At 59.5% G+C, this 22,139-nt stretch carries 22 protein-coding genes and 1 pseudogene; 14 read left to right on the top strand and 9 right to left on the bottom strand.

Features of this window, described 5'->3' with window-relative positions:
- Window positions 1-320: 320 nt before the first annotated feature.
- Window positions 321-1,178 carry an alpha/beta fold hydrolase gene (locus tag NKJ91_RS26860; protein ID WP_352457935.1) on the bottom strand — a complete coding sequence of 286 codons (858 nt, stop codon included), beginning with the start codon at window positions 1,176-1,178 and terminating at the stop codon, window positions 321-323.
- A gap of 237 nt (window positions 1,179-1,415) precedes the next feature.
- On the opposite strand from NKJ91_RS26860, the gene NKJ91_RS26855 reads away from it, so the two are divergent.
- The 6 genes and pseudogenes from NKJ91_RS26855 (at window position 1,416) to NKJ91_RS26830 (ending at window position 5,686) form a co-directional block, all read left to right on the top strand.
- The gene (locus tag NKJ91_RS26855; RefSeq protein ID WP_352457934.1) at window positions 1,416-2,465 is read left to right on the top strand and encodes a YihY/virulence factor BrkB family protein; all 1,050 of its coding nucleotides are present in this window, start codon (window positions 1,416-1,418) and stop codon (window positions 2,463-2,465) included.
- A gap of 48 nt (window positions 2,466-2,513) precedes the next feature.
- A pseudogene (locus NKJ91_RS33885) lies at window positions 2,514-3,059 on the top strand (transposase); the annotation flags it as partial.
- A 237-nt stretch (window positions 3,060-3,296) separates the two neighbouring features.
- Complete coding sequence (locus tag NKJ91_RS26845; protein ID WP_352457932.1) at window positions 3,297-3,644, top strand: hypothetical protein; 348 nt, start codon at window positions 3,297-3,299, stop codon at window positions 3,642-3,644.
- A gap of 4 nt (window positions 3,645-3,648) precedes the next feature.
- Entirely contained in the window at window positions 3,649-4,044 is a 396-nt protein-coding gene (locus tag NKJ91_RS26840; RefSeq protein WP_352457931.1) for a phage holin family protein, read from the top strand.
- Window positions 4,041-4,925 (top strand): hypothetical protein, encoded by an 885-nt coding sequence (locus NKJ91_RS26835; protein WP_352457930.1) that lies wholly within the window; start codon window positions 4,041-4,043, stop codon window positions 4,923-4,925. The genes NKJ91_RS26840 and NKJ91_RS26835 overlap by 4 nt, the downstream gene beginning before the upstream one ends.
- On the top strand, window positions 4,922-5,686 hold the full coding sequence (locus NKJ91_RS26830) for a hypothetical protein (RefSeq protein ID WP_352457929.1): 765 nt from the start codon (window positions 4,922-4,924) through the stop codon (window positions 5,684-5,686). Before NKJ91_RS26835 ends, NKJ91_RS26830 begins: the two co-directional genes overlap by 4 nt.
- A 705-nt stretch (window positions 5,687-6,391) precedes the next feature.
- On the opposite strand, the gene NKJ91_RS26825 is transcribed toward NKJ91_RS26830, so the two are convergent.
- Window positions 6,392-6,901, bottom strand: a complete 510-nt coding sequence (locus NKJ91_RS26825) for a ferritin-like domain-containing protein (protein ID WP_352457928.1) — start codon at window positions 6,899-6,901, stop codon at window positions 6,392-6,394.
- Between the two features lie 143 nt (window positions 6,902-7,044).
- Between NKJ91_RS26825 and NKJ91_RS26820 the strand changes: the two genes are divergently transcribed.
- From NKJ91_RS26820 to NKJ91_RS26810, 3 genes are all read left to right on the top strand, one after another.
- Complete coding sequence (locus NKJ91_RS26820) at window positions 7,045-7,236, top strand: hypothetical protein (RefSeq protein ID WP_023680339.1); 192 nt, start codon at window positions 7,045-7,047, stop codon at window positions 7,234-7,236.
- Window positions 7,237-7,556: 320 nt separating this feature from the next.
- Window positions 7,557-7,910: a hypothetical protein gene (locus NKJ91_RS26815; protein ID WP_023680319.1), complete on the top strand. Its 354-nt coding sequence runs from the start codon at window positions 7,557-7,559 to the stop codon at window positions 7,908-7,910.
- Window positions 7,911-8,909: 999 nt separating this feature from the next.
- Window positions 8,910-9,293, top strand: a complete 384-nt coding sequence (locus NKJ91_RS26810) for a hypothetical protein (RefSeq protein ID WP_352457927.1) — start codon at window positions 8,910-8,912, stop codon at window positions 9,291-9,293.
- A 13-nt stretch (window positions 9,294-9,306) separates the two neighbouring features.
- Here the strand turns inward: NKJ91_RS26810 and NKJ91_RS26805 are convergent, their stop codons facing one another.
- A complete protein-coding gene (locus tag NKJ91_RS26805; RefSeq protein ID WP_352457926.1) occupies window positions 9,307-9,876 on the bottom strand; it encodes a DUF2231 domain-containing protein in 570 nt (189 codons plus the stop codon).
- Between the two features lie 572 nt (window positions 9,877-10,448).
- Here NKJ91_RS26805 and NKJ91_RS26800 point away from each other — a divergent pair.
- The 3 genes from NKJ91_RS26800 to NKJ91_RS26790 all read left to right on the top strand — a co-directional run bounded on the left by NKJ91_RS26800 (window position 10,449) and on the right by NKJ91_RS26790 (window position 12,503).
- Window positions 10,449-10,664 (top strand): hypothetical protein, encoded by a 216-nt coding sequence (locus NKJ91_RS26800; RefSeq protein WP_352457925.1) that lies wholly within the window; start codon window positions 10,449-10,451, stop codon window positions 10,662-10,664.
- A 4-nt stretch (window positions 10,665-10,668) separates the two neighbouring features.
- A complete protein-coding gene (locus NKJ91_RS26795; protein WP_352457945.1) occupies window positions 10,669-11,130 on the top strand; it encodes a YciE/YciF ferroxidase family protein in 462 nt (153 codons plus the stop codon).
- 206 nt (window positions 11,131-11,336) lie between these two features.
- Window positions 11,337-12,503, top strand: coding sequence for a glycoside hydrolase family 1 protein (locus NKJ91_RS26790; protein WP_352457924.1), 1,167 nt, complete (start codon window positions 11,337-11,339; stop codon window positions 12,501-12,503).
- 139 nt (window positions 12,504-12,642) lie between these two features.
- Here NKJ91_RS26790 and glf read toward each other — a convergent pair whose 3' ends face one another.
- Both glf and NKJ91_RS26780 read right to left on the bottom strand, forming a co-directional pair.
- Window positions 12,643-13,785 carry a UDP-galactopyranose mutase gene (gene glf, locus NKJ91_RS26785; RefSeq protein ID WP_352457944.1) on the bottom strand — a complete coding sequence of 381 codons (1,143 nt, stop codon included), beginning with the start codon at window positions 13,783-13,785 and terminating at the stop codon, window positions 12,643-12,645.
- A gap of 2 nt (window positions 13,786-13,787) precedes the next feature.
- Window positions 13,788-14,960 (bottom strand): glycosyltransferase family protein, encoded by a 1,173-nt coding sequence (locus tag NKJ91_RS26780; protein ID WP_352457923.1) that lies wholly within the window; start codon window positions 14,958-14,960, stop codon window positions 13,788-13,790.
- A 399-nt stretch (window positions 14,961-15,359) separates the two neighbouring features.
- On the opposite strand from NKJ91_RS26780, the gene NKJ91_RS26775 reads away from it, so the two are divergent.
- The gene (locus tag NKJ91_RS26775; protein WP_352457922.1) at window positions 15,360-16,283 is read left to right on the top strand and encodes a glycoside hydrolase family protein; all 924 of its coding nucleotides are present in this window, start codon (window positions 15,360-15,362) and stop codon (window positions 16,281-16,283) included.
- 234 nt (window positions 16,284-16,517) lie between these two features.
- On the opposite strand, the gene NKJ91_RS26770 is transcribed toward NKJ91_RS26775, so the two are convergent.
- Both NKJ91_RS26770 and NKJ91_RS26765 read right to left on the bottom strand, forming a co-directional pair.
- The gene (locus tag NKJ91_RS26770; RefSeq protein ID WP_352457921.1) at window positions 16,518-17,438 is read right to left on the bottom strand and encodes an ArsR/SmtB family transcription factor; all 921 of its coding nucleotides are present in this window, start codon (window positions 17,436-17,438) and stop codon (window positions 16,518-16,520) included.
- Window positions 17,439-17,868: 430 nt separating this feature from the next.
- Complete coding sequence (locus NKJ91_RS26765) at window positions 17,869-18,456, bottom strand: alpha/beta fold hydrolase (RefSeq protein WP_352457920.1); 588 nt, start codon at window positions 18,454-18,456, stop codon at window positions 17,869-17,871.
- Between the two features lie 241 nt (window positions 18,457-18,697).
- Here NKJ91_RS26765 and NKJ91_RS26760 point away from each other — a divergent pair, with 241 nt between their 5' ends.
- Complete coding sequence (locus NKJ91_RS26760) at window positions 18,698-19,024, top strand: hypothetical protein (RefSeq protein WP_352457919.1); 327 nt, start codon at window positions 18,698-18,700, stop codon at window positions 19,022-19,024.
- 83 nt (window positions 19,025-19,107) lie between these two features.
- On the opposite strand, the gene NKJ91_RS26755 is transcribed toward NKJ91_RS26760, so the two are convergent.
- Window positions 19,108-19,560, bottom strand: a complete 453-nt coding sequence (locus NKJ91_RS26755; protein WP_352457918.1) for a YidB family protein — start codon at window positions 19,558-19,560, stop codon at window positions 19,108-19,110.
- 355 nt (window positions 19,561-19,915) lie between these two features.
- Window positions 19,916-20,785 (bottom strand): MBL fold metallo-hydrolase, encoded by an 870-nt coding sequence (locus NKJ91_RS26750; protein ID WP_352457917.1) that lies wholly within the window; start codon window positions 20,783-20,785, stop codon window positions 19,916-19,918.
- Window positions 20,786-22,139 lie beyond the last annotated feature (1,354 nt).

Raw genomic sequence — 22,139 nt, 5'->3', positions numbered from 1 at the left:
GGAACTTAGGCGGGAAGAGCCCGTTGACCAACCCAGCTGTAGGCGCGGATAGGGGAACGATGTAGGCCCCTCGCGGGTTTAGAGGTTGCAGCGGTCGTTCTTCGGATGTGCAGCCGCTGTGGCGGGGGTCCGTCGCCTCTCCTTGCTGGCGGCGGGCTCCGCAAAGCGCGGTGTTGGTCGGAGATAATAGAACCTTATACCGCAATCCAACTTAGCTAGTTGTAATGTCCCCTCCTCTTTTGCAGCAGCCAGGAATGCCCTGCAGGCCTCCTCCGGCTCCATCTGACGCTGCCCCCAGTTTCTATCCATTTTTGAGTTCCTCAGCCCTCCAGGAACGCCAGAAGCGCCGCATTCACCGCGTTGCTCTCTTCGCGTTGAACCCAATGCGTCCCCTCCTCGAAAGTCTGCAGGCGGCCATCGTCGCAAAGGGCGAGACTGCGCTTGGCCAGCCCGGATTCCAGAGCCTGGTCCTGCATCCCCCACATAACAAGAGTAGGCGTCGTGATCCGCTCCTTCAGGCTCGGGCGAAAGCGCAAGGCGCGATACCAGTTGAGCATGCTGGTCAGCGCCCCCGGCCGCTCCCAAGCCTGCCGATATTCTGCAATCTCCTCTTCTTCGAAGGCGCCTTCCCGGCTGGATGTCCTGAGTGCTCGTGCGAGCAAGGCCGAGCGGCGCGCACCCAAAACGGCTTCGGGCAGCAAGGGGCTCTGGAAGAAAACCGCGTAGCTGCTCCGCAGAAACTGCGTCGGAGATCGCAGGGCATGGGTAAACAGCACCTCGGGATGGGGCGCATTCAGGATGACGAGCTTGTCCAGGCGATGAGGCAACTTTGCCCCGGCGGCCCAAGCGACGATGCCGCCCCAGTCATGGCCGGCGAGGTGAAACCTTCCGATGCCGAGCGCGTCGGCCAGGGCGACGACATCGCCGAGGAGCTTGGGGAGGGTGTACTCGCGGATGCCCTCTGGCTTGTCACTGGTGTTGTAGCCCCTCTGGTCGGGAACGATGACCCGATATCCGGCGGAAGCGAGCGTACCGATCTGCCGTCTCCAGCCGATCCAGAAGTCCGGGAAGCCGTGCAGGAGCATGACCGGCTTACCCTCGGCAGGCCCGGCCTGAACGACATGAAGCCGAATACTTCCGGCGTTGACGAACTGATGTTCAGGCGCGAGTGAGATCATGGCTGGTAACGTGGGTGTCGTTAAAGTGATCCAGCGCAATGAGGATTTAGATCAGGCTGCGTCGTCCCGACAACATGCACGCTCAGCCGATGGGCATGGGAGCCGAAGGGCCAAGTGGGGATGGCGCAGGTGTTGCTGCAGGCGGCGGATGTTTATTTGTAAGCGCAGGTCTGCACCTGCATCCTTTGGCGCTATTATACGTTTGCCCCGCGAAGAAGATGCTCCGGACCGGCGGCCATGTCGAAGAAACCAACCGAGGACGCTTACGAAGGTCAAGTGCAACTTGAGCGGCGGGCCGAACGGGAGAGCCGCGGACGCAATGCCGAATGGCCGTCAGAGATTCCCAGCCGCGGCTGGAAGGACGTGCTGTGGCGGGTCTTTGCTGAGATAACCGAGGACCGTGTTATGCTGATCGCGGCGGGGGCTGCATTCTATCTGCTTCTTGCCCTCTTTCCAGCGCTTGCCGCGTTCGTGTCCATCTATGGTTTCGTCGCCGACCCTCAGACCATCGCTGAGCACATTGCGTTCCTTGGCGGCGTACTGCCTTCGGGAGGTCTGGATATTATCAGATCTCAGCTTGCGTCCTTGGCCGCTCAGAAGGCTGGCGCGCTCAGCTTCGGCTTCATCTTCGGCCTTGCCGTCGCACTGTGGAGCGCCAGTAACGGCATAAAGACGCTATTCGAAGCCATGAACATCGCCTACGAGGAGAGTGAAAAGCGCGGCTTCATCCACCTGAATCTCCTGGCCTTGGGCTTCACACTTGGCGCCATCCTCATTGGTATCGGCTTTATCATCTCGGTGGGGATTGTGCCGGCCATGCTTGTGCTGCTGAACCTCGGCGGCTGGACCGAAGCCCTTGTGCGGATCTTTCGGTGGCCGATGATGCTGATCATGGTGGGCGTCGGGATCACGCTGATTTACCGCTACGGACCCAGCCGGGAAAGGGCAAAGGGGCAATGGGCGACATGGGGCGCCTTCCTTGCCACTGTGGTCTGGATCGCAGTCTCGATAGGCTTCTCCTATTATCTTGAAAACTTCGCCAACTACAACGCCACGTATGGAGCTCTTGGGGCAGTCATCGGCTTGATGATGTGGACTTGGATTTCTGTGATTATCCTGGTTGTAGGTGCGGAGCTGAATTCCGAGATGGAGCATCAGACAGCGATGGACACCACCACAGGTGCGCAGCAGCCGATGGGTGCGCGAGGTGCCACGGTCGCCGACACACTGGGCGGACCGGCCGATGCCGCCGACCAGCAGTCGCGTTTGGACGAGCGCAACGCGTAGCGCGCAGATCAATTTGCACGCCATCGTCAAGCGGCTGCAGCCGAGCGTGAGCAACGGCTCAAGGCGCTGGTCGCCCGGCTTGCCCAGGTGACTGGCGATCTCACCATCCAGAAGCAACGCAAAAGCATCGTCGCCGATGCCGAAACCTCGCCAGCCTCGACGAGGTTCATTGTTCTGCTCAAGCGTCAGAGCCGCCGACTTGAAGGGCGAGATCGCCTCGCTACTCGACGACGATCCGCTGTGGGCCTGTCTCGATCAGGCCTTCGGTTCGGTCAAGGGCCCCGCGTACTCCTGATGGCCGAGTTGTCCGAGATTGACACCTTTCCAATAAGGCCATCGCCAAACTCGTGGGCTTGGCGCCGATCGCCAATGACAGCGGCAGACGCAGCGGTCGAAGACCGGTGCGCGGCGGCCGTAAAGGTCCGCGCTCCAGCCTCTTCCTCATCGCGCTCACCGTCGCCAGATATGATCCCCCCGCGCCTTCAGACAGGAAAGGAAAAGATGACTATTCGCATTGCGCCCGCCCGCAAGCTACCCATCATTCCCAATGCAAAAGCACGCGATGCGCGCCACGAGTTCGCAAACGCAACTTGACACCCCAGATAGTCACTCATTGGGAACCAACGGGCCTTACCTCCGTTTGCTCCTCGAATGGAGGAAACCATGAACAACCGGAATTCTGAACGGCGTCCCCCGACTGCGGTAAGAGCTGGTGACGGTACCTCGGAAGACATAGGAGCGACCGTAAGCGGCACGTTATCCAAAGCGTCCGACATAGCGCAAGGGGCAGCGGAAACCGCCAAACGGGCGGCCGTTGGTGGCGCGTCCACCGTGACCAATCAGGTGAAGGAGATGTTGGACCGTCAGGTCGGCAGCGGCGCCGAGGTGATGGGCCAACTGGCGAGTTCGACCAAGCGTGCGGCCGAGGACCTCGACGCAAACGCACCGATAGTCGCTGGGGTCGTGCGCACCTTCGCGAATAGGCTTGATGGATACGCAGACGACCTGCGAGACAGGTCCGTCGATCAGCTGGTTCTTGCAGCGTCCGATTTGGCGAGGCGCAAGCCGGGTTTGGTGTTTGGGCTGGCCGCCGTAGCGGGCTTTTTGACGTTCCGCACACTGAAGAGCGCGCCTCCCGCACCAGAGTCCAACAAGGGAAGGCGGCAGGGAGCGAACTGATCTGATGGCACAGGAACAACTGAAGAATTCGCCTCTCCCTCAAGCACTGTCGGCAGTGTTGGCGGACGTCGCGGACCTCTTTCAAAAAGAGTTGCGCCTGGCGCATGCGGAGCTGTCCGCCAACGTCTCAACGAAGCTCCAAGCAGGTGTGTGGATGTCTGCTGCTGGCGTGCTGGGAGTGGTCGCCGCTCTGCTTCTAGTGCAAGCCCTCGTACTTGGAATAGCCAGCTTAGGGATGGCCCTGCACTGGTCGTGTCTGATCGTCGCGGCCGCAACGGCCCTCGCCGCTGCTTTCGCCTACTATCGGGGCCGCGCTGATGCGCAAAAAGAACTTCTGCCGACACACTCCATAAGCCAAATAAAGCAGGATATTGCGACAACCAAGGAGCAATTAACATGAGCCGCAATTCACAGGTCCAGGATTTTGGAACGAAAGAATGGCTTCTCAGCTCCGCTAGGAACAATCCCGAAGGCCTTCTGCTCGTCGCAGCAGGGTGCGCGCTGCTAATGCGCAGCCGCAGTTCAAGTGCCGGGCATCGCGAGCAATCCCGTGCAACCGACGGGCGCCAAAATGCTCCGCACGTACGCACCGCCAGCGGCGGGGCGTCCAAAGCGCAGGAAGAGGCTAGCGAGACAGCAGAGGCCATGCGCGACAATTTAGCCGGCATTGGGGAGAAGGTGAGTGAAACCGCAAGTCAGTACGCATCATCCGCCGCGTCATACGCAGAACAGGCCGGTCGCTCCGTATCCGAGAAGTCAGGGCGCGTGGTGCAGCAAGCCCAATCAACGTTGCAAGACACGATTGGCCGCATGGTGGAAGAACAGCCATTGGCTTTTGTTCTGGCCGGCTTCGCAGCTGGTGCCGCTATAGCTGCTGCTTTGCCGGCCAGCGATGTCGAGAGGCGCACGCTCGGCCCAGCAGGAGAGCGATTGACGGATGCTGCTGAAAAAGCTGGGGAACGCTTGAAGTCCTCGACAGCAAAGGCGGGCGAACGGCTCAAAAGCGCCGCCGAGGAACATGGGCTGAATTCGGACGGCCTCAAGGAGGTCGCAAAGGACGTTGCGGGCACCTTTGGAAGCGCCTTATCAGAACAGCAATCAAGTGAATCCGTGCAGCCGTCTTCGCCAAGCCCACGTGGATCTAGCGGTCCATCCAGTCCGGCCGCCAAGCTGCACCCGGGCAGCGCCACCCCTTCGGAAGGAATAACGGCCAAATCGCAGCGGGCGGGCAACGCTCGGTCGAGCAAACCTGCCCGCCCCGGTGGCAAGAGAGATTTATGATGGCGGATCCGCAACTTGAGCATCTTGAATACGAAGTTGAGGCTGCCCGGGCTAAGCTCGCCGACGACTTGTCGACACTTCGGTCGCCAAACATGCTGTCCGAGTTTACCGATGATTTGAAACACGAAGCGCTTGAGACAAAGGATGCGCTGGTGGAGAAAGCAAGATCCTCAATGCAATCGGTGGCGCAGGCGATTATTGACGATCTCAAGGCCAAGGCGGCTGCCAATCCGAGCGCTGCTTTGGCGATAGGGGCCGGTTTGGGGTGGCGTTTCCTCCGCCATCCGCCGATCGCAACCGCACTCGTCGGAGCGGGATTGATCAGCTTATTGCGGACCAATTCAGCCCGGCCACCCGGCGAGCAGCAGATTGATCACCTATCGTACGCCAAGGAGCGCCTGAAGGAGCAATCTAGCGATTTGGCGGAAAGCGTCAGTGATTTCGCTCTTGAAACGGCTGGCAAAATAAAACGCGAAGCTGCCGAGTTGACCGGCGTGGCCAAGGAAACTGTTAAAGAGAAGACAGAACGTCTGGCTGCGGGTATCCGCCATAGCGGCGTTGGGCCGCACCAGGGCGAGACTGTCGCAAAAGCATCCGCACCCTTCGATGAAGCTTCGTTAGCTGTTCAAGACGCATCGGGCAATGAGCATACCGAGGACAAACTCCTTCTGGCGGCGGCGGGTTTGGCAGTCGCCGCGGCTGTCGGCTTTGCCTATCAACGACGTCTGAATGACCGGATGGACACCGACCGAACTGGATGAGCGTAGACAGAGGTCATTGCAGAGAAACAGTCGTCCTGAAGGCAAAGTATGATGCCGCGCTCACATTTATCGAGTCCCGACGAGTTCAGCCATCGGATTGCATATTCTGGAACCACGGACGGCGCGATGACGATGCGCACGGCGGAGAAGATCGGACAAAGCGGTCAACCCCTTCGAGCATGATGATCGTCGGCCGGTCGGTCACGGCCTTCAGCGAAACCGCCAGCGACCGGCTGAAGCGGAATTCACCCCGAACCGTGCAAGTGCTGCCGACCCCATAACGTGAGCGCAACGGCGCGCTCTGTCCGCTGTCAGGACGAACTTTCTTCGATCCGGCTTGGCGCTGCCGGTGCCCGCGCACGCACTGCTCAGTGATCAGGGACGAGTGTTCTCGGGCATTCCGCTATCGCGACCTCGTTTCGAACGTTTTAACACGCCCCCTCAAGCTTGATCTCGCCGAGCGCTGCGCTAGCCCTTCCGATCTTGGCTAGTGCCAATGCGTATTCGACCAGGCTTGCGCAGACGAACGCTTCAACTCTCTAAGTGACGACGCCGCAATATTAGCATCGCTCGTCGTTGCAATTTCTCGAAATGCGCAGCTCGGGACCGCCTGCTAGGCGTGTTCGTTGCCCAGCGTTCACGAAGGGGACGCGCTAGCGGACGAATCCCGATCACCCAGTTCACGGTCACTACGTTCCTACCCGATCACCGCTTGGCGCTGTCGCTGTCCGCTTCGGCCCGCGCAAGGAACTGCTCGGTCGTCGAGGGAAGACGGGTTTTCAGCCAATCCGCCATCGCGACTTCCTCTCGCAGATTCTCTTCGCAAACCCGAAGAGCCTCCGTTTCGCCGAGCGATCGAGCAGCGGCAATCAGGATCGTGTAGGAGGCGATTTCCATGTGCTCGAACGTGTAGCTCGCGAGCGATCCTTTCATCACCTCGTCTCCAGCGAAGACGCCGCTCAGCGATTGCGCCATCGCCGTCAGCTTACCGCCAGCGTCCTTCATCGTGGATGAACCCTCGTCCATCTGATCGAGACAAGTCTTCAGCCGGGCAGCCTGCTGCTTCGTCTCGTCGAGGTGCTGTCGGATCCGGTCGCTCAGCTCGGGATAGTTCTCGATGCGACCCAACTGCCCGTTCAACATCGTTTCGGCCTGCTCTTCCATGGCATGGGCATCTCTAAGCCATTGGACAAACCATTCGCGGCTTTCTGACATCTCGAATCTCCTTTGCGATCTAAGGAAACTTTCAGAAGAGGACATTGTTCCGGAGTAGAGCCCGCCGAACGGGCCTTGACCGTCGCAGAGATCAGCGTCGTGGCGGGTCTCAATTCACCTCGCGAAAAATCCTGCAGCGATGCGTGGAAAAGGCCAAGATCGCGGAAGATCGGCGCAAGGAAAACGGCCCGTGGACGCTCGCCGCTGCGCCGCTCCATCACAAAGTCCAACTGGCACTGGCCGCTTCCTGGCCATCCGACGCGGCGACATACGGCGACATATTGAAGGTCCCGCATGGCATACTGCGACCGCTGCATGTCGTTCCCGGCAAGTAAGAACGGCAAGCAGATGAAGCTACCAGCGCTCGGCGAAGCTGAAGTGGATTCTCGACGAGGCGCTGATCGCGGCCGCTGGCGCTCCGCATTGAGCCTTGTGCCTCACCGCGCCACCGCAGTCACAAGGAACGCGACGGCCTCTCCGCTCGTTGATTGCTTTTCGACTCGAGCCGCCGTCATGAGGTTCTAATATACGCCGGCCATCCTAAGGCTGACCTACGACCAGAGTTACAAAAGTTGAACGTCATCGGGGAACACTCCTTCTGTCTGCCTGTTCAATTTGCCAGGCGCATCCCGCGCATTCAGACAGGAGAAAGAAGATGAAACGCATCCTTTTGGCTTCGGCCGTGCTGGCGGTGTCGGCCGGGCTTTCCTTTGCCCAGACGACCAGCGGAACTTCGAGCGGAACCTCGACGAGCGGAACCTCGACCACGACGACCATGCCCAGCACGACGGATCAGGGCACCGGCACGACGAGCAGCGGGACCAACATGTCCGGCGATCAAGGCACCGACACGACGACCACCAGCGGCACCACGAATCCGAACTCGGCCAGGGACTGCGCGCCCGGCCAGCAGACTGGCAGCGCTCAGCAGGCGGCGCCTGGTCAGCAGGACACGGCAGCCAACACCGCCGCGCCGGGCCAGGTGAAAAAGACCGACGAAGGTTGCTGATTGGCACATCGGCTCAGGTTGGAATCACCAGCGTGTGGCTGGCTGATCTCCCCCGACCACCGCCTGAACTCAACTCGGCTGGCGAGCAAGTTCCCGCCAGCCGAGCATCAGTTCAGGAACCTTTGCGCTTGCTTGTGCTTTCAGTGGGGCACGCGTGGTTTCTTTTGCTTTCGGTCAGATAGATGTCCGTCTGCTCGCGCATCTTGCCTGAAGGGAGCTGCGGTCGCGCTCAGAGGAGAGCCGCGCTGTATTGCCGATAGCGCTGGAGCGAAGAAGCCCTACGGCAACCGGCAGTTGGACTGACACCAAGTTGGCTCCGAGAGCGTTGGGAACAGCCTGGCACGGCACGTTGCTCAGTTTGGACCTTCGCAAAGGATGCATGGAATGGCGAAAGACGTTTCTCGCGAGGAAGAGCAACGCGGCACCGGAAAGGTCCTCATCTGGGGCGCCGCGATCGCCCTTGTTCTCTTTGTTGCCCTGCTGGCCATATTCGTTCTGGGGTAGTCCTGACTGCTGCAGCAGGATCTAACTTGGGTGCACGACGTTCTGAGCCTAGAGAGCTGCAGAGCCTACTTGGATCTTGAGCACCGTGGGGTTGAATGCAAGCTCCCGTGTGGTGCAAGTGACTGCTAGGCTTTCGCGGTTTTGGTGTCCTCTTCGGTTTAGATGCCGCGGGCCGACGTCACAGCAAGTGCGGCCTTCAGGCGCTGCTCCCGAAGCCGCGGTCTTTGCGTCTCGTGCCGCAGGCTCAATGTCGGTCAATCCTCGTGCAGCATCCGAGGCGCGCTCGTCTCCTGGCTTGTCTTTCTTTCTCGGTAGGCAACTTCCTACACTCCGATGTGCCAGCACAGTCGGCTGTCGGCACCCAACCATGGTCGCCATATCGTATTCCACGCCAACAGAAAAAACCCGCCTCGACTGCCGCTAAGCGCGCGCATCCCCGCCTCTGGAACGCTTCAAACACTTTGCCGTTGTTAAAGGCACCTGCAGGAGCCAGGCATGAGAGTATTCCAACGAATTTTGCCGCTCGCCGTGTTCGCGTTGCAACTCTTTGCCGTGCAGTCATTTGCTCAGACCGAGCAGCAAGATCTTCCGGGGCAAGGCGCATCATCGACAACCGAAGATGCCGAGGATGTCGGCGTCGACGTTTCGCTTGGCAGGCACGAAGTGAAACAGCAGATCGCACGGGAGCTTGGAATCTCCGAGGTGGAAGTGCCTCTGGCAGTTCATGTGCCTATCGAGCTCGCCAAGCGGGTCTGCGAGAAAGAGGTATTCCACGCACGCGCCAATGTGAACCGAAGCTGCACCGCGACGAAATACATCCCGGAAATTGCCGAAGCAGCACGAAATCGTCCGCAAACCTCTGCCGTTCCGGAGCAATAGGCGAAGACGAATACTATGGGATAAAGAAGGGGTGCTTAGCTACTCTGGGCGATCGACAAAGCGCCGCCCCGAAAGTGTGGAGCGCTTGCGCGTAAGTTTTCAGGCAGCGTCGATACCGCTTGGCTTCCCCACAGGATGAATCAGTTTGGGGCCGTATGCTTCGAAAAAAGACGCACACCAGATTGCGAAGGCAACGTTCCGGGCGGGAGTTGAGATCCTCACCCTCTTCGGGATGGAGGCCTACCCTGTGTTCGTAGACAAGCGTTCCGCCTTTCCAGCCGGTGTAGACGAGCAGCAGAACGACAATCGTTGATAGCGCCAGGCCCCAGGGCAAGGCGCCCTCGGCGGCACCGGCGCTTAGGCGCAGCATGAAGCTGGCCAGCGCCAGCACCATGGCCACGACATTGCCGACCATATGGTGCCTCGCTGCATTGATGGACCGCACCCTTGAATTTCCAAGAAAATCGGTAAAGCCGGCCAGCGCCGCGGCAGCGCTCATCAACAGGACAAAGCCGAGCAACCAGAAGGATGCTTCGGCCCAGAATGCATTTCCGGTGGACCAGATGCCGCCGACGCCGTGCAAAACCGCCGGCCCTACTTGTTCTTTTTGAGGAGACGAGCTTCCCTCAGGATTGAGCCGCGATCGAAGCCGACCAGCGACATTATCTCGCGTATGTGGTGTTCGGATACGCCTGACTCTCGCGCGAGCTCGCTGACGATTTCAGATTTCGGGCCGAGCCGCCCTTGTTCTTCCGCCATTACACCAATGCCTCGTATTGGGCCAAGAGTGCGACAGTCGCTCCCAAGCGTCAGCGGCCATGTTGTATTGCTGACGATTTGCTATTGTACGGTTCCGGACCAATTCTAGCCAGGGGATTCGCTCAGGTCTGCACTTGCCGTCCAAGCGCCTGCCGGGAAGCCGACAGTAGTTCTTCCTCGTCCACTAGTCCGGCCATGTAATTTGCAATGATCCGGGACGCCAACGCCTTAAGCGCTTCTCCAACCCTCTCGGACTCCGAGAAGAGATCGGGAACCTTGATCAGGTGCGGGCAAAGGTCCGTTGCGAAAAATGCGGCCGCAAGGACTCGATGACAGCGGAAACCCTTCAGGCAGACGATCCTCATTCCGGAACTTCCGCAATGGAGCGCAGCCGAGATGCTCAAGCCGCTGCTGGCGCGGCGGACTGAAATCAGCGGTCAACCCGACCGTCGCTCGCTGTTGGCTGCCGGTGTGCCGTCGCCGAAGGAACAACAAGAGACTGGTCCAGTTAGAGCCATGCATGCGTCGATAGAAATGAAAGAGGAGATGACAATGGCGACGAAAAAAAGCTCTCAGGGCAGCTCCAAGGGCTTGGAAGACCTTTTTCTATGATGGTCTGAAAGACATCTACTACGCCGAACGCAAGATTCTGACGGCGCTCCGGAAAATGGCAAAGGGCGCGGAGTCCGAAGAGTTGAAAGCGGCGTTCGAAAAACATCGTGACGAGACGGAAGGGCAGATCGAGCGCCTGCAGCAAGTTTTCGACGCCTTTGGCAAGAGAGCCCAAGGGAAAACGTGCCCGGCGATCGACGGCATCATCGAAGAAGGACAGGAGATTTTGGAGGAATTCGAGGAGGCTCCGGCATTGGACGCGGGTCTCGTGGCTGCAGCCCAGTCCGTCGAACATTATGAAATAGCGCGCTACGGGACTCTTGTCACATGGGCCGGGTTACTTGGCTTGAAAGACGCCGTCCCGCTACTCGAACAGACGCTCAAGGAAGAAAAAGCAACCGATGAGGCGCTCACCCGACTAGGCGAAACAGGCGTCAACGAACGGGCGATGCAACAGGCCGCATAACTTCGGATCGAATCGACGCGACCGCGGCCCCCGGCAGACTGGATTGGAGCTTGGTTGTATTCGCCAATCCAGGCACACGTGTACACCGCAGCCGCCGAGCCGTCGACGTGGTGGTGGCCGACCGGTTTCGACTAGGCCACCGGAACTGACAATGGGGGACTGCGAATGCGATTACTTGCCCACGCCTTGGGCGACAGGATGTTGGTATGAACGAGGATACCGCTCGTCGGCCCACGGCAGGCTCTTCCGGGTTCGACAGCTTTTTCATGGCTGGTTTCGAGTGTTCCTCCCACAGGCGCGCCGACGGGGCCCGTCTTGATCTGATCCGCGCGACCTCACATGACATCCATGCACATGCCGACTATCGCCGTTGTGCCGAGCTTGGGCTTCGCACGATCCGCGACGGCTTGCGCTGGCACCTGATTGAAACAGCGCCCGGAGTCTTCGACTGGTCGAGTTGGACGTCGGCGATCGAAGCAGCCCAGGCGGCCGGGGTGCAGATTATCTGGGATATCTTCCACTATGGCTCGCCAGACCATATCGACCAAGGTGGCCCGGGGTTTATCAAGGCCTACGTCCGTTTCGCCGCGGAAGCTGTTCGGGTTCATCGCTCCGCTACCGGGGTGGCTCCCCTGGTGTGCCCGATCAACGAGATTTCGTTTTTTGCATGGGCTGTGGAGGTCGGCTATTTCCCCCGCGTCGGGCCGAACAAGCGTGGATGGTTCAAACGACACCTTGTCAGGGCAGCGGTCGCCGGCGTGAGGGCCATGCGGGAGGCCGAACCCGGCTGCAGGTTCATCTGGGCTGAACCGCTGATCCATATTGCTCCTCGTGACCGTACTCACCCCGAGCGGCGGCGCGCCGAAAATGCTCGCCAGGGCCAATTCGAGGCGTATGACATGCTGATCGGGCGCGTGGAACCGGAGTTGGGCGGCAGCGAGGACCTTGTCGACGTCATCGGCCTCAACTTCTATCCGCACAACCAATGGTACTTGAATGGCCCAACGATACCGATGGGGCACCACGAATACCGTGCACTTTCGGAATTGCTGGTCGAGGTCGCCGAACGATACAAGAAGCCAATGTTCATCGCCGAGACCGGCGCCGAAGGTTCAGGGCGGCCAGCCTGGCTTCACTACGTTTGCGACGAAGTGCGCGATGCGACGAGCCTCGGTGCACCTGTTCAGGGTATATGCCTGTACCCGGTGACGGCCTACCCAGGTTGGGACAATTCGCGCCACGCCGAAGTCGGCTTGTTCTCCACCATTCATGCGGACGGCTCGCGCACTGTTCGCAAGCCACTTGCGGACGAGTTGGAGCGCCAGCGCCAATCGTTCTTGGCGTTTGAGGAACAACAAGCAAGCGCGCTATAGCCTCGCTGATACGAACAGTGCGCGCTTTTCAGCTGCATCAACAGCACAGCATATCTAGAGCTGTTCGCCGAGAAGCCGAGAAACATCGTTGGTCTCTTTGGCCGTGGGTCGCCCGACGCCGGTCAGGCCGGCGCATCATTCACTCGGCCGCCTCGCGCTGCGTCGGCGTGACGAGCATCCCGTTTGCTGGCAGGCGTGTCTGAATGCGCCCGAACGTAGCCAATGCCTGGCCGACCACCTGATCCATATTGTAATAGCGATATGTTGCAAGACGTCCGACGAACCAGACCTCCGGGCACGCCGCGGCCAAAGCTTCGTATCGTTTGTACAAAGCCTCGTTTTCGGCCCGCGGCACCGGGTAATAAGGATCTCCGACGTCGGTGGGGTATTCGTAGGTGAGGCTGGTCTTCGGACTCTGCTGACCGGTCAGATGCTTGTACTCGGTGATCCGTGTGTATTTTTCCGTCTGCGGATAGTTGACGACGGCGACCGGTTGAAACTGCTCGCAATCAAGCGTCGTGTGCTCAAAGCGCAGCGAACGGTAGGGCAAGCGACCAAGCTTCCAGTCGAAATACTCGTCGATCGGACCGGTATAGATCATCTGCTGGAAGGGGATCTTGTCGCGAATTTCGCGGTAGTCGGTCTGCAGCATGATCTTGATCTTGGGATTATCCAGCATGCGCTGGAACATGCGCGTATACCCGCCTGCCGGCATTTTCTGGAAAGTGTCGCCAAAGTAGCGATCATCCCGATCGGTCCGGGTTGGGACTCGCGCCGTCACCGACTTGCTCAGCTGGGAAGGGTCAACACCCCACTGCTTCCTCGTGTAGCCGCGGAAGAATTTCTCGTAGAGCTCTCTGCCTACTGTGCTCACCACGACGTCCTCGGCGGTGCGGACTTCTTTGACCGTTTCGCGTCGGAAAGCGAAGAAGTCCTGCAGCTGCTCGGACGTCAATTCAAGGCCGTAGAGGCGGTTTATGGTGTCGAGATTAATCGGTATCGGCAGCAGCTTTCCATCGACAAGCGACAGCACACGATGTTCGTAAGGCCGCCATTGCGTGAATTGCGACAGATAGTCGACGATCGATTGGGCGTTGGTGTGAAAGATGTGAGGCCCGTAACGGTGAATTAGTATTCCCGCCTCGTCGTAGCAGTCATAGGCATTGCCGCCGACGTGATTTCGTCGGTCTATGATCAGGACGCTTTCCTGCCGTTGCGATGCGATACGCTCGGCCAGCACACTGCCGGCGAAACCGGCCCCTACGATCAACCAGTCGAACACGCTCACGCCCTCCTCAGGAATGGGACGACGCTCTTCATCGCATGGGCGCGCTCGATGTGGGCAGCCATCGCGCTCCAGGTCTTCTCCCAGGACATGTCGGCGAGGTAGGCGTCGGCCTTCTTCACCAGGAAATCGCGGGGGTGGGCCAGGATCGAGCGAAGCTTGGCCTCGATGTCCTCCGCCTCGACAATCTCGACAAGGCCTTCGACGCCGTAGGTACGCACAACGTCGACGATCGCCGTGGACAACACCGGCAGTCCTGCCGCAAGAAACTCGGGAGTCTTGGTCGGGCTGATGTAGCGGGTCGCATCGTTGAGCGCGAACGGCATCCAGCCGGCACTCCAATGCCTGAGATAGTTCGGCAGGTCTGCATAGGACTTGCCGCCCAGCCAATGCAGGTTGCCTGCCGTGGGAAGGCTCGCCCGATCGATCTTGACGACAGGGCCGAGCATGACAAAATGCACGTCTGGCATTGCCGCAGCCGCATGCGCGATAAGTTCAAGGTCGAGCCGTTCGTCGATGACCCCGAAGTACCCCACCCTCGGGTGAGGTATGTCGGCCTGATCGAACGGGTCTTCACCTGGCGCCCTAGCCTGATGGAAATGGGTAACGTCGATGCTGCTCGGGAAGGGAAAGATCGCCCGATGCAAGCTGCGCTTGGCCTCGTAGAGGCTCTGCCCGCCCGTGAAGACGACATCGGCACGTTGCAACAGCGCCTTTTCCAACTGCGTCAACTCTGCGGGAGCGTCTTTGAACGCGGAGAGTTCATCCATGCAGTCGTAGACGCAGACGTCACAGGCGAGATGATCGCTGAAGCGTAGCGCCATGGGCGTGTAATACCAGGTCGTCAATCGGTCATGCGGCGTGGAGGCGAGGATCTGATCGACGAACCTGCGCTGGATTGCGTCCGCCCTGGTCGCGGAAGTACCAACTGGGATCAGCGGCGTCACTATTCTGATCTTGGGGGTAATATTGTGCACCCGCATCGAAGGGTGGCGCCTCTCATCGAAGATCGGCTCTTCGAAGTAAATTAGCTGTTGCTGTTTTGACGCCAGGGTCAGAATGTGTTGTGGTCTCTGATATACGAAGTTCCATCGGAGGTGTGAAAAGCAAATTAAAATAGACGGTTGTACAGGGTTTTTTGGTGTTTTGGCCCGGCCCGCCGCCATTTCCATGTAGATTATCCTTCGATATAGTTACAAAATGCCTCGACTAACAAAAGTCAATCGAGGCAGCTTTGACATGAAGTTCGCAGCCTTCTATATAACTTCCATCCCGATAAGTTGTTCCATAGCTCCAAACTGTCTCGGGCGAGACCAGCCGTCCGCTCCACTTGCGACGGCTCGACAGAGAAGGGGCGAGCCGGCCGCCCCCATTCGATCCACATGATGAAGCCCCTCGCGTCAGGTCGGGCTCCCCAAATGTGGCCCTTTGCCACAGAGCGGTTCAAATCCTTCAATCGTTCAACAACCGTTCATCAGCGGAGCTATAAATACGCTTGGAATCGATTCATCTGAGTCGCGCCGGTGGTTCATTTGAATGGAGACCGAGACGAATCGAGGGATGGCTGGCGAATGAAGATCGACTTTGAAACCAACGTCTTTCCATTGTTTCACCCGCAGGTTGTGGATGATCTGAAGGACCCTTGTCCGGTGTTCGACGGCACGCTCTGGCACGTCTTCGGCTCCAGCGGCACCGTCACAACAGAGAGCTGGAAAATCCTCCACGCCACAGCGCCGGATCTTTATGGACCCTGGACAGAGCACGAGGCGATCGTTTTGCCGGTAACCGGATCTGGCATTGCGGCGCCCGGCGTCATTCATGAGTGCGGCGTCTTCCACATGTTTATCCAGACCGAATTCATGAAGTCCGGCGGACGTTGCGAGCACGCGGTGTCCAATGACGGCTTTCATTGGGTGGTGCTCAATCCGGCGATATTGTCGCTGCCCGACACCGATGAGGACGGCATCTACGATCCCCACCCCGCAATCGTCGGAGGCAAGCGCTATATCGTCTATTCAGGCATGCCCAAATTCACCAGGGTGCCCCAGCCTGATGTCTATCTGGCGCGCAGCCAATCCGATTCCTGGTTCGGGCCATGGAAACGTCTCGGCAAGATACTCGATCATCTCGACGTGCCACATCACAATGCGCGCGAGCACCCCGATTACGAATGGGGGATCGAAGGCGCGCAGCTCGTCGCGCTGCCGGACGGTCGTGTGCTTCTCAACGCCACCTGCTTCCTCCCCGAAGGTCCGCGCGGCAGCCGGCAGCGCGTCTTCTTCGCCATCGCCGATGACGTCAAGGGTCCCTACGTCTCCGTTGGCCCCGTTCTCGACCCTGGTGAGCCCGGCGAGAATGGCCATTCGACGGTGATGATCGACGGCCGGCAACTGACCTTGTTCTACCAGAGCAGGCGTGAGGCTACGAACCATCGCTGGCGGTTCGGGTTGGCTAAGTGTGACCTGGATCGGCATATACTTTCGAGAGTTGCCTAGATGGTAAGTTCCGGCATTTTGCCGGAACGGAGGATGCTCTGGCTGTTGGTTGGTGGGACGGATCCCTTTGTACTGGTGATTGAGGGTAGCAGGGGATTCGCAGCCAGTGGGCAAAGCTTGCGACGAGAGATCTATACACGTCAGGCAAGCCGGTCGCCTCATGGACGGCGGTGCCAGCTGCAAGCCTAGCCTAGCAATGAACTGTAACTGAGCGCAGCAACGCGGCCAGTCGATTCACGCGGTTTTGATCCTGAGCACAATGTCCTGATCGTAATTTCCAAAGCCCTTGCCGAAAATATTGATCCCGCCGGGGCGCTTGGCGTCGTCCTTGACGCCGATACGGACGCGGATTGAATGATGGCTCTTCAGATCGAGTGCGGCGAGGCCGGTTTTGGAAATCCTGAGGCCGTCGACATGGGTGCCGTCATTGGCAATTCGCCAGTTCTTCAGCTTACCGTATTGCGAGCCCTTGAGCTTCCACCAGGAGGGCGTGAAGACGCCGCGTTTGTCACCGAAATCCCCCGGCGACGTCCAGGTGCCGACATCGACGCCATTGATCGTCAGCGTGATGTCCGACGGCCAATCGGCGCTGGTGCCCGGCACTTCCGAAGACAGCTCTATCGCCACTTCGAGCTCGGTGATCTCGGCATTAGCGAGCTTGGCATTATTGGGAAACTGGTATTCGACAAAACCGCGGGTGAACCATAGAAGCCCGGCTTTCATGCGGTCCGGATCGAGGAAAGTGTTCGGCACATCGAGCAGACCGATTATGCCGTCCGGCGAACAAAGGCCGCAGGGCGCGGTAACCTCGAAGCCGGTATAAAGCCCGATCGGCATCGACACTTCGATCGCGTCGTTCTTGACCGCACGATATTCGCTCTTGAACACGACGAGCACTTTTTCGGCGGTCGGATAGCAGATTTTCCGGTTGCCTTTCTTCGCTCTCTCGGTGCGGATCAGCCCCGCATCCTCCAGCACCTGGATGTTGGTCGAGACGGTCGACTGCGGTAGCGACAGCACGGCGGCGATTTCGTTGACATTCATCGGCCCCTTCTCATGCAGCAGTTTCAGCATCGAGATCCGCGCCGAGGAGGCAAGCCCCTTGAGCACGGCAATGCCTTCCTCAGGTTCAATCACCAGAAAATTGCGACTCATGAAATCGCCAGTCTATGCTCGTGACAGAGTTTATGGCTTCGCTCATTGCAACGGCGCTGACCGAAACGCCGAGCCGTTGATTTGGTTACATTAAGCCCTCGACCGTCAGTATGCATCGCAAGCCGTACCCGCAAGGATGGTGCGACATGTCTACATTTGTTCTCCGACCGCCAGCTCCTTGTAGTGCGGGGGTGCTTGTCAGTCCGTGGCCTCGATTTGCAGACGACTAGATACTGGCAGCCACAAAGAGAGGCAGAAGCCGAACACGGAATTGGGGCCGTTCCCCTGGCCAAATCCCCAAGATACGGGACCTCGACGTCGATGTTAGCCGAACCGGCGCGGATGGATGCACAGGATGCGGTTCGCTGAAGTGCGTGCCTCCGTGAAGTAAATCATCGGATTCGCCACCCGATAGAGTCGGGACGGGGTTCTACCTATTGCTTTTGAGCATGATCTTTTCCGAAAATCGCGATTCCACTTCTTCGGGATCGCGCCAGTGCCGGCCTACTTCACTGCTGGCCGCGGCAGCGACCCTGTCCACCATGGCGAGAACAGCTAGCGGTGCGGTGTGGTGGACCATGTGGCCGGCCTGCGGGATGATATCGACAAAGGAACCAGGAATCTCCGATTGTAGTCTAAGAGCCTCGGCTTTCGCATCGAACAACCGGTCGCCGGCCCCGGCAATAATGCCGGCAGGCATCAACAGATCATTGTAGCGGGTGAAGCGGCCGCCGGCCAGCGCGTCGGCCAGCATCAATCCCGATTCGGCCGCGATCGACCGCAGCTGTGAGGCCAGCTGGCGATGTCCTTTGCCGACGAAGCAAACCCCGCAGAGACGATGCCGGGGCGAAATACTTGCCCATGGCGAGCGGCCAGGTGAGCAGCACAAGCAGCGGCAGCAAAATGTGGGGGAAAACACCACCGGCGACAGGCAAGGGTGGCAGCCCGCCAGTGCAAGGCCCAGGCGCGGCGGCACCGATGAAGACTTCCGATCGAATCGTCGTCCGATCGAGCTCATCGACTCGCCCGCCTGCCATCGAACCCAAACTCAGGCCGCTGAGCGGCCGAGTAGTAGATGTGACTTCGCTGCTTCATGGCTCACACTCCACTTTCAGAAAAGAGCGTGTGTTGCTGCGATCCGTTGAATCCGCCACCCAAAGCGGACGCGCCGCGAACGCGGCTGCTAGGCAGGCCGAAGCCTGTGCAAGTACAGCTGTGCGTCACAAGCCAAGTGAACCAAGAAGCTGCACGAACCGCGGGTGATCGCGAATGGCGTCGAAATCGACTTCGTGACGGATTCGTTCCAATACGTTCTGACTCATGCTTCCTCCGACGGCTCTTTCCAGGTACCGCACCGCTGCTCCACTTCCCCGAGCACGGAATACATGCAAGCGGCGTTGTACTGCGTCACGAAGTCGTCCGGATCGATCGCCAGCGCTCTGGCCAGCCAGGAACGCGCCCTTCTTCCGCTCACCGATATACGCGAGCGCGAGGGCGCCGCGATGCAGCGGTGCCGCATTTTCAGGATGGCGGCCAGTTGCGCGTTCGGCGCGCTCGAACCAGATCCTTGGTTCCCGAGCGGATGAAGGCGATCGCGCAGGAGCGTCCCCGAGTGTAGAGTTGCCACCCCGGATCTCGCCTTGGCCGGCTGCATTCCTGGCTGTGTCTCCTAGGATACATTGTCGAGCAGGGTCGACTCATCCAAGCCTTGTCTCGGCTCAGGCGGCCATTCACCATTCGGCGTCATCTCGTTGACTGCCTCGGGTAGATCCCGCGCAATCCTTCTGATTAGCTCCTCGCGCGAAAGGCCCGTCTGCATCGAAATGGACGTGAGTGTACCTTCGTCCATTGCCGCTTCGACGTCCCTTGGCTCGATCGGTTGGTTTGGCCCGCTGCCAACCCACGAGTCGACCTTCGATCCTGCCCCCACCTCCCTGAACCGGTCGAGGATCTCACCAAGGTCAGCCCTCGACACGCCATTCGTTATCTGAGCCAGAATTCTGCGTTGCGGGTCGTTTGGGTTAAGATACCCCGCTCCCGGAATCAATTCACAGAGCTTGTCGCGATTTTGGTATGCCAGAACGCCAAGCATCGCGATCGCCAATCTTCCCAGATTTGCCATTTGGTCTCCTCCACGGTTTGGCCGATGAGCGAAACGAAGCCAAGTCTTGGCGGATGCCGACGCGTGTGTGCTCGAACAACTTCTTGCCGGTCGGCTCACCGGCGGAGAGGACGCGTCCTTCGGGGTACTCGTTTTCCATCTGACGTCTTCTCCTGACGCAGAACTTCGGGGCGCTTGGCCGCAGTCGCCCTGCACCGATCGAGCGACCCTAACCCGGCGCCTCCCGGGTTTGTTCCGCTTGTCAGAGTTTGTCGGCGACGATGGAGAGCGCGACCCGACGGGTAACTCTACCGGCTCGAGAGATAGAGTCTGCCCAACTTGATCATACTTCAGAACGACGGCGGCTCAGTTAGCCTCAGCTACCTAGGACTGCCGCCGGCTCGCGCACGAATTTCAATTTCGGCGGGACGGCGAACACCGTGAACCGCTCAGCCAGGCTATCAAGAGCTTGACGCATGCCCACTCCCGCAGCAGCCGCACCGTGTCCACTGATGACCATCTGCGGGTTCAGGGCTGCCAGGTGCTTCACGGATCTTTCCGCCGCATCCCAGTCCGGCGTGAAGTAGCGCGGCGGACCGTGCATCTCAAGATCCTGAACGGCGACCTCGTAGACTGACTCCTGACCGGTGGTGATGAAAGCGTCCCCTACGATCAGCGAGCGGTCCTCCTCGCGCCAGAGCGAGATATGCCCAGGAGCGTGCCCGGGTGTGTGTACCCATCGCCATCCGGGCATTCCGGGGATCGATCCGTCGGCAGGTAAGAGTTCCAAACGGTTGCCAAGATCAATTGGCCCCCGTGGAAAAAGCGGCGAAAGCAGCGCCATCAGTCCACCCCCGACCCAGGGATCCGGTGGCGGATAGGACGCGGTTCCGTCCAGATAGGGGCGCTCGAGTGCATGCGCGAAGACAGGCACGTCCCACCTATTCGCGAGGTCTAGAACCGTTCCCACATGGTCGAAATGGCCGTGGGTCAGGATGATCGCGGCCGGCCGTGCGTTCGTGCCAAACCGCTTTTCCGCGACCGCAAGAATGCTGCCGCGGGACGTCGGCAACCCGGTATCGATCAGCATCCAGTTCCGATCTCCGCTGCCCGGTGCGCCGAAGAACACGACATTGACGATTGCTAGGCGCAAATAGCCCAAGTCCGGTGCGATGCTCCAAGCGCCGTCGCCACGATCCTCGCGCCTGGCGTGGTCGATCTCGGAAAGTCGAATCTGAACGGTCATGTGATCCCGTGCCTCTCTTGTTGCTGAGCAGCCGCTCGAGTCGATCGGCGGCGGTGGTATATCGCCCCGAACTTGGCACGGCCCTCCTTGTTCCTCCTTCGCCACCCAGCTCCGGACAGTCCACCACAGGAACAAAGGCTCGACCAAATCGGTTCGGCATTACCCGGTCGCGCCAGGACGAGCTGGACTGAGCAACGAAGATGGCGCGCGCCCCATTGGATGCGGTATTTCGCCAACGCGGTTCCCGGTCCTAACAAGGCGGCCGAGTTCGAAGCCGACTGCTGAAAGAAGACTTCGAATGAGCGAAGTGGGGCGTATGGACGAGCACCAGGTGGAGGCTCCGGTTCCGCAAGCTTCGCCTATGACTGGTCAAGTTGGGCGCCAATGGTCGAGGCGGCCCGATCGGCAGGTGTCCAGGTTATCTGGGACATCTTCCATTGCGGATCTCCAGACCATGTCGATCAGCGATCGCTGCATTTCATCGATGCCTATGCCTCGTTCGCGGCAGAAGCCGTGAGCGTACAGCGTTCGATCGCCGGAACACCGCCTCTGTTGTGTCCCATCGACTAGATCTCCTTTTTCGCATGGGCTGTTGAGATCGGCTATTTCCCGCGTGGGGCCGAACAAACGTGGATGGTTCAAGCGGCATCTCGTGAAGGCTGCCATCGCGGGTGTTCGTGCAATGCGGGAGATCGACCCCGCCTGCAGATTTGTCTGGGCCGAGCCCCTTATCCAAATCGCTCCTCGTGACCGGACCCGCAGCGAACGGGGTCGGGCCGAAAACGCCCGTCAGGGGCAGTTCGAAGCTTACGACATGTTGCTGGGCCGCGTCGAACCTGAGTTGGGCGGGAGCGAAGATGTTGTCGATGTCGTGGGCCTGAATTTCTAGCCGCACAATCAATGGTAAATAAACGGGCCGACGATATCGATGGGACACCATGAGTACCGCGCTTTGTCGGAAATGTTGCTCGAGGTTGCTCATCGGTACGGTAAGCCGATGTTCATTGCCCAGACCGGCTCAGAGGGATCCGGCGGGCCGGCTTGGCTCCACTATGTATGCCGCGACGAGGTGCGTGCCGCTATGGGTGTCGGAGCATCGATCCGAGGGTATTTGCCTGTACCCGATAACGGCCTACCCGGGCTGGGACAATTCGCGTCATGCAGAGGTGGGGTTATTTTCGGCCATCCACCCGAATGGCACACGCCGCCTCCGTCAGCCCGTCGCGGACGAACTGGTGCATCAGCAAGATCTGTTCACGGCAAACCGGACGCGCTGATTGTGTTGCGACACACCGCAAGGGCGAGCACCGAAGACCAGGGCAAATTACGGTGTATTCCTCAGCCAAAATCGGCG

The sequence above is a fragment of the Mesorhizobium sp. M0040 genome (assembly GCF_040323505.1).
Classification (GTDB): Bacteria; Pseudomonadota; Alphaproteobacteria; order Rhizobiales; family Rhizobiaceae; genus Mesorhizobium.
This window is presented reverse-complemented; position numbering and strand designations above follow the sequence as displayed.